The sequence below is a fragment of the uncultured Cyclobacterium sp. genome (assembly GCF_963977555.1).
In the GTDB taxonomy this organism is placed as follows: Bacteria; Bacteroidota; Bacteroidia; order Cytophagales; family Cyclobacteriaceae; genus Cyclobacterium.
On the sequence record NZ_CAXBPD010000019.1, the window covers coordinates 74832 to 90015 of the forward strand.

The following is a 15184-nucleotide window of genomic DNA, read 5'->3' on the forward strand; positions in this document are numbered from 1 at the left end:
ATCTTTAATCATTAACCACTTTAAAACCATATTTAAAAATGAAATATTCAAATATACTTTTAGCAACTTTCCTATGTGGAGGCATGCTTGCAGGATGTAGTAGTCCGACAGAAACTGCTTCAGAGGACCCTTATTTTACAGCTGATGAAGACCAGGGAGGTTTGAATCTGGGCGCGGGATTTGAATCCTATGTAATTGCGGAGGATCTGGGTAGAGCAAGGCATTTGGCTGTCAGGGAAAACGGAGATATATATGTAAACCTCAGGGAGGCAAATGATCAAGGAGGGATTGCTGCTTTAAGAGATACTAATGGAGATGGCAGGGCAGATGAGATTGAGTATTTTAGTGATTTTGGGGGTACTGGAATGGCTTTCTATGATGGGAGTCTTTATGCGTCCAATGACAGTACCATATTCAGGTATTCCTTCGTTGGGGACAATTTATTACCAGATAACGCAGCTGCTCCAGACACCATTGTTTCTGGATTGCCTGTACAAACATCCCATGCAGCCAAATCCTTCACTTTTGACGACAAAGGATACCTCTATGTGAATATAGGTGCTCCCTCTAATGCTTGTCAGGAACAAGATAGAACAAGAGATTCACCGGCCATGGATCCATGTCCTCTTTTGGAAAGACATGGGGGTGTCTGGCGATTTGATGCTTCAAAGGTCGGCCAAACACAATTGGAAGATGGGCATCGCTATTCTACTGGCATACGAAATGCTGTAGCGTTGCAATTCAATCCACTAGATGGGCATGTTTATGCAGTTCAACATGGTCGAGACATGCTGAATGGGTTGTTTCCGGATATGTATACAGAAGAGGAAAGTGCTGAACAACCTGCAGAAGAAATGTTTAGGCTTAGTGATGGGGCTGATTTCGGCTGGCCTTACTGTTATTTTGACCCCTCGCAAGATGCCCGTGTGACTGCACCAGAATATGGGGGAGATAGAAATAGTACTGACAGGTGTGAAGGAACAGAAGGTCCAATTGCTACTTTCCCAGCGCATTGGGCACCAAATGACTTGTTATTTTATACAGGGGATCAATTTCCTGAAAGCTATAAAGGGGCTGCCCTGATCGCTTTTCATGGATCCTGGAACAGGGCTCCTTTGGGACAAAAAGGGTATTTCGTGGCAATTCAACCTTTTCAAAATGGGGACCCTTCAGCTGCATTCCAAAACTTGGCGGAAGGATTTGCAGGTGTTGAATCAATAGAAGCACCAAGCGATGCCAAACATAGACCTACAGGACTTGCAATGGCACCAGATGGTACCGTAATCGTTTCAGACTCTGTTACTGGAAAAATCTGGCGGGTATTTTATAAAGAAGACAAAACCATGGCTTTAAAATAGGTCTCTGTCAAACTTGAAGAATTTATAAAAAGGGTAAGTGTTCAAACACTTACCCTTTTTATATACCTATCCTACGTAAACTTCAGAAACCTCCCAACCCGTCTTTGCGAACCTTTTTTTTGGGTTTTAAAGGGTAGGGAAAGGTGTTGCAATCGCGTATAGTTATAGTTGGAATTTAATTGCTTGAAAGATGGATTTTTTATCTACTTCTTAAATCTATAAATTGGTCTCAGTTTAGCAATGGGATTAACATCAAATAAAATGAAGATTAAATTTTATGCTCCGCTTTGGGGAAACACACTTCCTTTTGAGAAGTTTTGCGCAAATGTCAGCGAAGCTGGATACAACGGGGTGGAAATGGATCTACCCTTGGAGAAAAAGCAAAGGGATAATTTACTTTCCATTCTTAAAGACCATGAACTGGAATTAATTGGTCAGTATTTTCAATCTTTTGAGACCAATCCAAAAGCCAATTTAAACTCCTATGAAAGGTACCTCAACCATTTAATAGGAGCAGCACCAGTATTAATTAACTGCCAAACGGGAAAGGATTACTTCAATTACGAAGACAATTTATCGCTTTTTCAACTGGCTGATAGGCTTTCAAAAGAATCAGGTATTCCCATTACCCATGAAACCCATCGTGGAAAGTGCTTGTATTCAGCGCCTGTTGCTAAAAAGTATTTTGAAAACCTGCCTGAGCTTCGTATCTGTTTAGACATCTCCCATTGGTGCAATGTACACGAGTCTTTGCTCGAGGACCAGGAGGATATTGTTGATCTGGCCATTTCCAGAGCAGACCATATCCACAGTAGGGTAGGACATTCAGAAGGGCCACAAGTAAATGATCCACGCGCTCCCGAATGGAAAGATGCAATGTCTGCTCATCTTAAATGGTGGGATAAAGTGGTCCAATTGCATAAGGCCAACAACAAAGATTTAACCATTAATACAGAATTTGGGCCATATCCTTACATGCCTACACTTCCGTATACCGAAATGCCAATAGCCAATCAGTGGGATATCAATGTTTATATGATGAATTTACTTAAAGAAAGGTACAACCCATAATAAGCTTTCTTCCTTTATCCAAGCAATGAAATGCATTTCTAGTATTACTGTAAGGTATTATTTTTTGTAATTAACGGTATTGGATGTAATTTCAAGGCTGGAAAGCCAAATGGGGAGGCTGGTTCGAATAAAAAGCCGGAAGACGAATTCGAATAGGTGAAATGGTATCAATACTCGAAAATGAAATGGTAGTTAAAAATTGATTTTTCAATCGTTTAGCAGATGTCTTTAAGCCCAATAAACTTAATTTAAAACCTATTAGTTAAATTGCATAACTTAGAAATGAAACACACTGATACTGTTGCCATGATTTTTTTTCAACGGCCGAAAACAAGGAATTTTTTCGGTACATTAATCCTAATGCTATTGATTCTATCCGGCTGTGGGGAAGCCGAAAAGGAGAACTTTATAACTACAGTAAATTTTGAAGAACAAAGTTTTGCCCCTTTTGTGGAGCCATTCTTTCCCTATATCACAACTTCATTTGATGGTAGGGATTTAGGTATAGGTTTTCCTGAGGATAATATTTCCGGCCGCGTTTTGGCTATTAAACTGGGGAATGATGCTTACGCCTGTTTCGATACAGACATGTTGCGTTGGTCGGTGGCATGGACGGGAGACTTTATGCCAATGGTAACCATGGCTCAGGTTTCCTATGCGGATTTTCACAATAAAGGGAATCAGATCCCAACAATAGGAGGAGAGGCAAAACTAGCAACAGGAGCTTATCCAGGTTGGTCCATTGGACAGCCCTCGGTAAAAGACCCGAGAAAACCCTCCCCGCACCCTGAGAGCCCTGCTTGGGGAGCTATCCCTGCTGAAATAGGCAGATATGGAGGCATTTATCCAGTAGAAGACAAAGTCATCCTTTCTTATACAGTAGGGAGTACCCTTGTTTATGAATTACCAAGTAGCATTCTTCATGAAGGACTTTCCGTTTTCAGCAGAAGATTTGCCATGGCAGCTTCTGATAAAAAGACCTTCCTAATGGCTGCTGAGATCACTGATATTAGCAATGTAGAATTGTCCGACAATCAGGTTTTGGTTTATCATGGCGATAAAGTGACTGCGATGGGGCTAGCCAATGGCAGTGAAGGCATTACACTTTCGGTTGAAGACAATAGGTACCTGGTAGTGGAAGTTGCTGCGCATGAAACAACAGTAGATTTTGAATTATTGCTTTGGAATGGGGCAGCTTCTGAAAAAGATAAATTTAAAGGAGCTTTGGCCAATGAAATGTCAATCCTTCCTGATTTTGAAAAAGGAAGCAAGCCATATTGGGAAGAAGAAGTGCTGACCAAGGGTCAGATTTCACCTGATACCGCAGCTTTTGTAACAGACCGTTTGACATTGCCGGTGCCAAACCCTTGGAAACGAAATGTTAGAATGGTTGATGTTAGTTTTCTTAGCGATTCCGAGGCTGCCATGGTCACCTTTGAGGGGGATGTATGGAAAATAGCAGGCATAAATAAGGATTTAGATCGTTTGGTATGGACCAGAGTTGCTTCCGGCCTTTATGAACCACAAAGTATAGAAGTGGTAAACGGCGAAATCTATGTTTACGGAAAGGATGGAATCACCAGGCTACATGACCTGAATGGTGATGGTGTTGCTGATTTTTATGAAAACTTTTCCAATGTCATGGCACAATCTATCGAAACCCGTGAATGGGCCAGTGATATGGTGGCTGATCCAAAAGGAGGATTTTATGTGGCCAAATTTGGGGCCTTGGACATGGGGCCTGAAGCCTCCTCACCTAAAGCCCTTATGGGGTTTAGATCCGCCTCAAATGATGATGGATCTATCCTTAAGGTTTCATCAGATGGTAGAAGTATAAGTCAGTTTGCAACTGGATTTAGAGGGCCTTACCTAGGGATTCATCCTGAAAAAGGTTGGTTAACAGGTTCAGATCAGCAAGGGCATTATATGCCTTCTACACCTATTATGCTGATTAGAAAAGGAGACTATTTCGGGGTTCCTGCCACTGCTCATAGAGCGCCTATTCCTGAAACTACTCCTCCAATTACTTGGATTCCTCACGGTGCTGACCGTTCAGGAGTGGGGCAAATTTGGGTAACTTCGGATCAGATGGGCCCCCTCAATGACCAAATGCTTCATTTGTCTTATGGCAGGCCAGGATTGTTTTTGGTGAAAGTAGACAGTAGCTCTTCCATCGTACAAGGAGGGGCATCTGTGATTCCTGGTATTTATCCGGCGCCTACCATGAAAGGTACGGTTAACCCTACAGATGGTCTGGTTTATTTCGCAGGCTTCTCTCTATGGGGGCACAATTCTGATGCTTTAAGCGCATTTCTTAGATTGAGGTATACCGGCAAGGAAAGTTTATTACCTGTAGCTTATAAAGTTCGTGAGGGAGGGATTCTATTAAGGTTTGATCAAGTATTGGATGAGGCGACAGCCAGCGATTTGGCTAGCTATCAAGTCAAAAGGTGGAATTACCTGCGGACAGAAAAATATGGCTCAGGGCATTATCAATTGAATGGCGAAGTAGGAGAGGAGAACATGCCAGTATTGGCTGCCCACTTGTCGGCCGACAAGAAAGCTGTTTTTTTGGTAGTTCCCAACATTGCGATTGTGATGCAAATGGAAGTAGCCTTTGACCTTAAAACAGAAAAAGGAACGGCTTGGTCTGATAAAGTTTGGATGACCGTAAATGGGGTTAACGAAGCCAACCTGAAGGCGGAGGGATTTGAAAACCTTAATCCAGCAGACCTGATCGAAAAATTTGATCCGACATTATTGGCCGGCAAAGAAGAAGGGCAAGCGGATGCCATTAAGGGAAAAGAAATATTCCTGAAATACGGATGTATCGCTTGTCATGCGATTGACGACGATGTGGCTGGAAAAATAGGTCCAAGTGTAAAAGGACTTTATGGTGCCAAAAGAGAATTTAAAGACGGCACTACAGCTACAGCAGACGATGCCTATATCAAAGAGTCCATCGTTGATCCTGGAGCGAAAGTAGTGGTGGGCAGAGAAGGGGAGATGCCTTCTTTCTTGGGATTGCTTTCCGATAAGGACATTGAGTCAGTTATCTTGTATTTTAAAACATTAGAGTAAAAAGTATCGATAATCTAGCGCAGTTTGCAAAAAGCAAGCGTAATTAATAGCTCTCTATCATATTGAAATTAAAAGCGCACATAAATTTTTATGTGTGCTTTTTTTATTGTCTTGCTTTGGGATGGACCTATATGTCTTGAAGGTAGCAGGCTTTTAGGTGGCTGAGCGGATGCGAAACCTGTCTAAAATTTTTTATGTTATTTGTCTAAGAATTGGAAGACATTGATATAGCCGGTAGGGCTTCTTAAAACCTTCTACAGGTTTACATTTTACAGGCATTTATGGAAAAGGTTTCTCGTCTCCTACTTTATCCCTCCAAACTTTGTAAAAACCCTTCAGTTTTTCTATAATTGGCTCATATAAATCATTGTCTATAAGGTTATCCAATTCATAGGGATCCTCGGATAAATTGAATAATAATTCAACATTATTATCAGTAATTATATATTTCCATTCTGTTGATCTTATCATTCGGTGACCTGTGCCAACTTTACCTCCAACTCCTACACTTTCACTAGCTATAAAATCATTTACAACAGTTGCCGGATCTCTTAAAATTGGTAAAATTGATTTTCCTTGTAAATATTCAGGAATTGGCAACCCTGCTATATTTAAAATAGTAGGTAGAATATCTGTACTGGATACTAGGGCATCTGATTCATGGGTATTAACTTTTAATTTATCCCAATTGATGAACATTGGTACCCGAACGGATTCTTCATGCATGGTCAATTTATTCCCCAAGCCATGATTTCCTAGAAAATAGCCGTTATCTGAAAGAAAAATGAAAACGGTATTTTCCATATGTCCACTTTCACTTAACTGATCTATAAAATGTCCAATTTGAGAATCGAGATGAGTAATGGTCGCATAGTAGGCTTTTGTGAATTCTGAAATAATCGCTTTTGACCGTGGAGGTCCGGCAGGTAAATTTTTATAATTATTTATGTAATCTGAATCTCTGTAAAAATTCTCACCAGGTAAGCCTTGGTTAAATACACTTTCGAGCCTTGGGGTGTTAAGAAAATTCTTTTCAATCGAAATATTTTCTAAAGGATAAAGATCTAACCATTGCTGTGCTGGTTTCAATGGGACGTGAGGTTGTCTTGGCGCCAACCAGATAAGGAAGGGTTGCTCGCCAAAATCCGCTTTTTTAATAAAATTTGACACCTCCTCAAAGGCTATTTCATCATCAAAATTGCTGGATTCGTGTCCGAACCCAAAGCCATAATCCTGGGGATTTCCTAAATGAGATTTGCCACTAAAGTAAGTATCATAACCTGCATCTTTTAAGAATTCGGCCATAGTTTTGAATTTGTTTTCATTCACTATGTTTTTAATAAAGGAATCTCTATCCAATGCTACTGTTCCATTAGTCTGGGGATACAAGCCAGTGAATATACTAGCTCTACTTGCAGCGCAAACAGGTGTTGAAGTAAAGGCTTTATTGAAAATTATACCCTTTTTTGCTAAATTATCCAGATTTGGAGTCAGCACTTCTGAATTATTATATCCAATGGCCCTGTAGGTTTGATCATCGGTGAAAATGACAACAAAATTAGGTTTATTGTCTTCCTTTTGCCCAAAAACTAAAGATGAATAACTAAATATAATAAGTAAGAAGATGGATGATTTTATCACAATTGATATGAATATTAAAATGATAAAAGACTATCCATCCCAATTATGAAAGTTTCTTAATTGGGATGGATAAATTATTTAGAGGTTTCTAAAGTCTTACTTTCCTCTGGAGGTTCACAATAGGCAACAAATTTCTGTTCGATACTCCATGACTCTGGAACATTTCCAGCTAAGGGATGCGTTTTTTCAAACACTCCTAAAAGTTTCACTTGCAAACCTTGCATGATGTCTTGGTAATCTGGGTCATTGGAGAGATTAGTAGTTTCCTTAGGATCACCCTCAATATCATACAAATGATGGGTAATGCCTGCTGCACCAAATCCTGTTGCATATCCCATTCCCAAATCATTTTTACCCGTGGAAAAAATATACTTCCATTTTTCGGTCCGTATCATGGCTTTATTATCGGGTAAAAATTCTGAGAAAACGTAATCACGGTGATAGTCTGTTTTTTCGGTTAGAAGTGGGACCAAACTCTTACCATGGATATCATTCAGTGGTTTTTCTCCTAGTGCCTCAACAATTGTTGGGAACAAGTCAACAAACTCCGTCAGTTCCGATTGAATTTTCCCTTCTCCGAAAGCCTTTCCTCCTTGAATTATTAACGGAGCCTTTGCGGCTTCTTCCCACATCATGTGTTTTTCAAAACGTTTATGGTCATTTAATAAATAGCCATGGTCTCCCACATATATGACTAAGGTATTCTCTTTTAATCCGGCCTTTTCCAATGCATTCAAAACAAGTCCTACATTTTTGTCCAGGTATTCAACTGAAGTATAGTAGGAAGAAATGATTCCTTTTTTTTCTGCATCAGTTAAATCTTTAAACACTTCGGGAATCCAGCGGTCATCTTCTTGGCTACCACTTGGAAGGGGCATGTTTTCGGGATTGTACTTTTTGGCATATTCTATGGGGAAGTTAAATGGTGAATGCGGTTCTTCAAACCCAAGCCAGAGGCAAAATTTGTCATCCTGGTTACTTTGTATAAATTCTATTGCTTTTTTTGCATAAAAGGTCCCTACGTCTTCCTCGTCATAAAAAGCAGAGGGTAAGGCATCAGCATTAAGCCAAATATTGGCTGGATCTTTAAATGGTTTCCACTGCGGTCGAGACTGTACTCCTTCCGATGGTTTTCTGGGAGGATTAGCCTTAATAAAATCCAGGTAATCCTTCTTTTGTATTTTTTGCTCAAATCCATGATTGGACTGACTATTAAAATGATTTTTGCCAATTATGGCTGTTTTATAACCCAAGGGAGTCAAATAATCAGCAATGGATATTTGATCTTCAGGAAATGGAGTAGAAAGCAAAGAAACCCCTGAAGCATGAGGGTATTTTCCGGTGATCATCGATTGTCTGGAAGGTGAGCAAACAGGGGAGTTAACATATGCACGGCTAAATAAAACTCCATTATTTGCCATTTTGTCCAAGTTTGGTGTTTTTACTATTTTATTACCATAAGCCCCTAAAACTTCAGTACTATGGTCATCACCAATTATAAAAACGACATTTTGAAAGTTTACAGGATAGTTTTCGATGTCATTCTCCTCTTTTTTTTGCGGTGAATTACATGCATTCACAGCTATAATTATTAGTAATATTGAAATATATGTTTTCATTTTTTTTCAAAGTTCAGTAATTACAATATTTTGCTTTTTGTAATCCTTTTTCGGCCAATTTTCATGTGAAAATGAGTTGAATACCGAATTAGATATGATAGTACTTTAGAATCCCATTTTAAGAACCTAAGGGGGGTCCCTTAAGTTCTTTTTAGCCGGAAAGTAAAGCAGTTGAATGCTACATGAATGTCTTTAGCATAAATGGTAGATTAAAGGAAAAAAGGACACTATTTTATTTCTTAACTTTCCCAAATAATAAAACCGATTTAACTAATAACCTGGATTTTGTTCCAATCTACCAATTAAAATCTCTCTCTGAGGTATTGGAAACAGTAATCGGTTTGTGGTAACATTATAACTTACATCTCTTAGGATAGGGTGCAAAGTTTTGAGGTATTGCCCGTGTTGATTCATTACCTCTATGGCACGGTCTGTTCGGACTAGATCTAACCATCTTTTATTTTCGAAAGCAAACTCTACACGTCTTTCATGGAGGATTATGTCCTGTAATGCACCCTGGTTTACTTCTACCGAAGGGAGTAGGCCAGCCCTTTCTCTAACCCTATTTAAATGAGTCAATGCCTCAGCAGTTTTCCCTTGTTCATTGAGGGCTTCTGCAAGTAATAAAAGCGCATCGGAGTAACGGTATATTGGAAAATTGTCATCCGTGTTGTTTATTACACTATGCGTGTTTTGGTATTTTTTTATATATGCATAAGACCGTTTATTTTCAGGAGTGGTATAGTTGAGAGGACTAGTCACTTTTTCTATAACCATTTCACCAACTGGTCCTGTTCCTTCAATGATCCCAATAGACGCCTCAAGTCTTGAATCCCCTGGCTCATAACTTTCAATCATCTCTTGGGTAGGAGTATTCCATCCTCCACCATTTCTATTTTGTGATTGAATACCTGTAATCAAACTTACATCGGAAGACAAGGGTAAAAACGGATATAAAAAGTTGCTTTGTTGCCCTTGATTTCCCTCTTGATATTGGACTTCAAAAATAGACTCCTTGCTGTTTTTGTTATTGATATTAAATACAGAACTATAATCAGGCATTAATTCATAACCCATTTGCAAGGTTGCTTTCAATGCTGTTTCCGCATTTGCATACTTTTTCTGAGCCATAAATGCATCAGCAAGTAAGACCTGTGCAGCACCTTTAGTTGCCCGACCATTTTGAGGAAATGAAGCTACCGGAAGTTGTTGAATAGCATCGTTCAAATCTGATTCAATGGCTTGGTAAACCTCGGCAACGGAAGATCTCTGAAGATAGGCCTGTGCGGCTCCTTCAACAGCATTGAGGTGCAAGGATACACCTCCGAAATACCGCACCAATTCAAAATAAAGTAAGGCTCTAATAAATTTGGCTTCACCAGAAATTCTATCCTTAGTCTGTAGGCTAAAGTCGGCAGCATCAATTTTATCTAAAATCTGATTTACTCGAGCGATTCCGGTATAACAGGAGTTGTATTTACTAGAGATATAGCTACTTGAGTTGTCATCCAAAAAACCTGCAGTATCTTCTCTTTCTGAATAAGAAACTCCACGATTTAAATTATTGTATTCATAATGAGTATTGTCAGATCTCATTTCTCCCATTACCCAAGAGGCAACGGATCCTTTGGCATCTCTAATTGACTCGTAACTTCCGATCAAGGCTTGCTCAAATTGAGATTGTGTTTTGTAAAAATTCGCAGTAGTAACCGAAGCCTGGGGTGCAATTTCAATGAAATCGTTTGAACATGATTGTAGACTAAGGCAGAAGATAATATATATATAAATTAATTTTTTCATGATTTAATTTTTTAGGGATCAAAAATTAAGGTTTATGCCTAACGCTATGGTTCTGGGAACTGGGTAGGCTGTTCCATCAAAGCCCAATTCCAAACTACTTAATCCTCTTAAACTTGCTTCAGGGTTTCCATACGGGTAGTTGGTAATTACAAGCGCTTGTTGAATGCTTGCATAAACCCTTGCCTTAGTGAAGTAATTTTTGATATTAGGTAAAGTGTAACCAAAAGTTATATTCTTTACCGTGAGATAGGATGCATCATGAATCCATTTGCTACTTGTAAATCTTCCAAATGCAGTAGTACCTGAACGGGTTGAAGCATGAAACCCTGAACCGGGATTTTCTTCAGAACGCCAACGATCTTTCACTTCTGTGATCACATTGAAATTACCGTCTAATAGGGTATTCCATCCTCTAAAAGCAAAGATTTCACCCCCATAAGCCCCAGACATAATGATATTCAAATCGAAATTTTTATAATTAAAGGAATTATTAAAACCAAAAGTAAATTTAGGGTTTGGATTTCCTAAAAAGGTTTTGTCCTCACTATTGATTATACCATCATCATTTAGGTCCCGTACTTTGGTAGTACCAACAGCTGAAGTAATATGTTTGGCACTTGAATCAAAATCCTCTTGATTCATATATACTCCTTCAAATACATACCCATAAAATAATGGCATTTGTCTCCCTACCTCTGTTTTCCAATAAGAAGAAAAACCTTGTTCGCCAATTCCTCCAATAGGTGTATTATTAGTTCCCAATTGAATGACCTTGTTTCGGTTAAAAGAAATATTAAAATCGGTGTTCCATTTAAAGTTTTCAGTTAAAAGTTTATGGCCAATAGAAAACTCATAGCCCCAAATATTTATTTCTCCGATATTGGATTGGATATTTGGAAATCCAGCAGCATAGGGAATATCTACCTGATAAAGCATATTATCAGTGGTTTTGTTATAATAATCAAAATTTGCGTAAATCCTGTCCCCTAAGAAACTAACATCCAAACCAACATCCATCCCTCGAGTTGTTTCCCATGTCAAAAGAGAGTTTCCAATGGAAACAGGGCTTCTTCCCTGAGCGATACTATTTCCAATGACATAATTTGTAGAAGAGATATTGCCAAACTGCCTATAGTTTCCTATATTAAAATTACCAGCATAGCCATATTCTGTCCTCAATTTTAAGTAACTAAGTGTTGTCGAGTTACTTAAAAATGATTCGTCAGAAATGATCCATCCTGCTGAAGCTGCTGGAAAGGACCCCCATTGATTTTCACCACCAAATCTTGATGAACCGTCTCTTCTAATTGAAGCAGAAAGTAGGTATTTACCTTTATAATTGTAATTGACCCGGCTGAAAAGAGACAAAAGAGACCATTCACCCACATTACTGTTTCCATTTTTTATGGCTGCAGCATCTATCCACTGTACATCATCATCAGGAAAATCTATACCTGTAAGAATCGTGTTTTCTTGGGTGAATTTTTGTGCAGAATATCCTATTAAAGCATCAAAATTGTGGTCCTCACCAAAAGTTTTACTGTAATTAAGTGTGTTTTCAGTTAACCAGGAATAGTAAAATTCTGTAGCATATTGCGCCTGAGCTCTGTTTAGAGGTGCATTGCCTGAGACACCATAGGTTGAAGGCTGAAACATTCTTCTGTTGCTTCCAAGAATGTCCAAAGAAATAGAACTTTTAAAGGTAAAGTTTTCCATAAAAGCCAACTCAGCAAAAGCATTGGTTAGAAGCCGGGTTGATTTTGTGCGATTAGTAGACTCCATCAAATTCCTATACCAATTGGGTTGTGTAAATATTCCTGGTCCGGAATAACTATCTACCAATGTTCCATCTTCATTCGTGTCAAATGGTGAAAAAATAGGTGGGGTAGAGGATGCTGCCATTACAATCGCACTTCCTGAATGCCCATCCGTATTAAAATTTTGGCTAGTTTGAAAGGTGGGGGCTATATTAACACCGATCCTAAAATTTTCATTGAATTGATATTCGTTATTTGAACGCAATGAAAACCTTTCAAAATCTGTATTTAAAACAGCACCTTCTTCTTTAAAATATCCAGCAGTTGTGGAGGTAGTGAAATTGTCCTTGCCTGAAGCAATGTTTAAATTGTAGCTAGCTACAGAACCATCTCTTAAGATTACATCTGACCAGTCTGTACTTTTACCAGTGTACTGTTCGGGGTTCTGATATAATTCAGGTATTCCACCAGTGTACCCTTCATATTTAATTTTATCCTCGTAAATTTCTTTTTGAAATTGCAGGAATTCTTTCGCATCCATAAATTCACTTCTTCCTTGTTGAGGAATTTGATTGAGGCCATAACTTGCCGAAAACTGTATAGTTGTCTCCCCTTTTTTCGCCCTTTTGGTAGTGATTAATACCACTCCATTTGCAGCCCTTGATCCATAAAGTGAGGCAGCAGAAGCCCCCTTTAAAACTGAAAAAGTCTCGATTTCATTTGGGTTGATATTGTTAATGTCTCCAACAATCGGAAATCCATCGACTACATATAAAGGGTCATTTCCTGCATTTATAGACGACGCTCCTCTAATACGGATAGCCATTCCTCCTCCCGGTGTTCCAGAAGCCTGATTTATTTGGACCCCTGGAATCCTGCCGTGTAGCTTTTGTGCAAACTGGCCAACGGGTTGGTCTTCTAGCTGATCTGCTTCTAATGTAGCGATTGACCCTGTAACTTCTCTCTGTTTTTGGGTACCGTAACCAATAACCACCACTTCATCCAAAGAAGACATGTCTTCAGCGAGCGTAATATTGATAATACTCTGGTCGCCCACAGCCTTTCTCTGGGATTCAAACCCGATAAATGAATAAACAAGTGTGGTGCCTTCTGGGACAGAAAGTGAATACTTGCCATCCAGGTCCGTTGCGGTGCCTATGGAGGTGCCAGGTACTGAAACCGTTACCCCTGGAATAGGTTGCCCTTTGCTATCTACCACAGTACCGCTTACGGTAACATCCACAATGATTGCAGGTGAAGGCTCTTTTACTTTCGCTAAGCGTACACTTATTTTGTCATCAACCTGTTTGAATCTTAGTCCATGTGCCGTAGCCAAATCAACTAAAATACTTTCAAGGGATTGGCCATCGGCCTTAATGCTTACTCCACTGATTTTTTCAAAAACTTTTTTATCATATATAAAAGAGAAATCAGTTTTTGATTTAATATCAGAGAAGACTTCAGGAAAGGATGCTTCTTTTAGGCTGATGCTCAGGTAAACTTCTTTCATGTCCAAAGAACCCTGGGCATTAATCGGTGCAGCATAGAGCAAGTTTAAAAACAGCATTTGTAAAGCAATTCCATATAGGTAGTATTTACCAATCATACATAGGGCATGTAGTGTTTTTTTCATAAATTTGGGTGTTTTATTGTTAATTAATTATTTCAGTGAAACGAAGGCAAATAGTTAGAGCCTGAGAAACTTTCCTATCTGCCGGACAAGGCTCCTGCCTGCAAGAGCCTTGTCCATTTTTTTGAGCGATTGTTACATGTCTTATTGGTTAAATTTTAGCGTAACTTTTTTCTGTGCAATCTTATATTCAAAGCCATAGGCATAGCCCAAGCTTTCTAAAACACTGCTTAAATATTTGTCTTTATACTCACCAGAAATGAGTAATGCGGAAGATGGAGTGCCTTTGACTCCTATTTCCACCCCATACCAGCGTTCTAGCGCAACCTTGAATTCTGAAAATGAAACATCTGTAAACTTTAGGGTGCCATCCTTCCAAAGGAATGCCGTTTGCTTATCAAAGTTTCTTTTACTCATTTGCCCATGCTCCTCCAAGATTACCTCTTCCCCAGGTTTAAGTAACAAGGACTCACTTTCTAAATTCTCTTTGAAAACTTTGACCTGACCGGTAGCCAATTGTACATTTACCCTGTCCTTGTCATAGGAATTAATATTGAAGGAAGTTCCCAAAGCGGTGGTAACGAGGTCACCGCTAAAAACCCTGAAGGGTAATAAACTATCTTTAGCCACCTCAAAAAACGACTCGCCTTTTAAAAATATATCCCTGTCAGACTTTCCGAAATCGTTATTAAATCGTATTTGACTTTCAGCATTTAGAATGACAGTGGAACCATCCGGTAGATGTATTTTGGATTTTTGACCTTTGGGATTTGATTTGGTAATCCATTGATATTCATCCTGAAGCATAGCACTGATGTCGATCTCCTTTTCTGTTGCGTATTTTAATTGTAAAAAGCCTACAACAGACAAAATTAGTACAAAAGCAATGACCGCTGCTTTTGCACCATATCCATAAATAGCGTAATTCTTTGATTTATTTTGTTTTAGGTGTAGCGGTATGGTCTTCTTATTGATCCTCAGTTGTATTTTTTGGTGCAAAACCCGCTCTTTTTCTGCATTCCAATCATTGCCTGGTAGATCCAATTCCAAAAGAACTGCTCTTGCTTCATTAAAAACTTCAAGTTTTTCTGGATTTTCCATTAGCCACTTGTTCCATGACAAGCCACTTTCTGGATTATTTCTCAATACCCAATTGCGGAAGGAGGCATCATCAATAAAATCATCAATGGCGTTGAAATCTCTCATTTTGGATCTTTAACAACAGAG

At 39.0% G+C, this 15184-nt stretch carries 8 protein-coding genes; 3 read left to right on the forward strand and 5 right to left on the reverse strand.

Features of this window, described 5'->3' with window-relative positions; genetic code table 11:
* The first annotated feature begins 38 nt into the window (after positions 1–38).
* The 3 genes from AAC073_RS20160 to AAC073_RS20170 all read left to right on the forward strand — a co-directional run bounded on the left by AAC073_RS20160 (position 39) and on the right by AAC073_RS20170 (position 5510).
* Complete coding sequence (locus AAC073_RS20160) at positions 39–1358, forward strand: PQQ-dependent sugar dehydrogenase (RefSeq protein ID WP_339925613.1); 1320 nt, start codon at positions 39–41, stop codon at positions 1356–1358.
* 261 nt (positions 1359–1619) lie between these two features.
* Positions 1620–2429 (forward strand): sugar phosphate isomerase/epimerase, encoded by an 810-nt coding sequence (locus AAC073_RS20165; protein WP_339925614.1) that lies wholly within the window; start codon positions 1620–1622, stop codon positions 2427–2429.
* A 282-nt stretch (positions 2430–2711) separates the two neighbouring features.
* Positions 2712–5510 (forward strand): DUF6797 domain-containing protein, encoded by a 2799-nt coding sequence (locus tag AAC073_RS20170; protein ID WP_339925615.1) that lies wholly within the window; start codon positions 2712–2714, stop codon positions 5508–5510.
* Between the two features lie 279 nt (positions 5511–5789).
* Here the strand turns inward: AAC073_RS20170 and AAC073_RS20175 are convergent, their stop codons facing one another.
* From AAC073_RS20175 to AAC073_RS20195, 5 genes are all read right to left on the reverse strand, one after another.
* Positions 5790–7151 carry a sulfatase-like hydrolase/transferase gene (locus AAC073_RS20175; RefSeq protein ID WP_339925616.1) on the reverse strand — a complete coding sequence of 454 codons (1362 nt, stop codon included), beginning with the start codon at positions 7149–7151 and terminating at the stop codon, positions 5790–5792.
* A 74-nt stretch (positions 7152–7225) separates the two neighbouring features.
* On the reverse strand, positions 7226–8770 hold the full coding sequence (locus AAC073_RS20180) for a sulfatase (protein WP_339925617.1): 1545 nt from the start codon (positions 8768–8770) through the stop codon (positions 7226–7228).
* 270 nt (positions 8771–9040) lie between these two features.
* Positions 9041–10570: a RagB/SusD family nutrient uptake outer membrane protein gene (locus AAC073_RS20185; RefSeq protein ID WP_339925618.1), complete on the reverse strand. Its 1530-nt coding sequence runs from the start codon at positions 10568–10570 to the stop codon at positions 9041–9043.
* 18 nt (positions 10571–10588) lie between these two features.
* On the reverse strand, positions 10589–13960 hold the full coding sequence (locus AAC073_RS20190) for a TonB-dependent receptor (RefSeq protein WP_339925619.1): 3372 nt from the start codon (positions 13958–13960) through the stop codon (positions 10589–10591).
* 141 nt (positions 13961–14101) lie between these two features.
* The gene (locus AAC073_RS20195; RefSeq protein WP_339925620.1) at positions 14102–15163 is read right to left on the reverse strand and encodes a FecR domain-containing protein; all 1062 of its coding nucleotides are present in this window, start codon (positions 15161–15163) and stop codon (positions 14102–14104) included.
* Positions 15164–15184 lie beyond the last annotated feature (21 nt).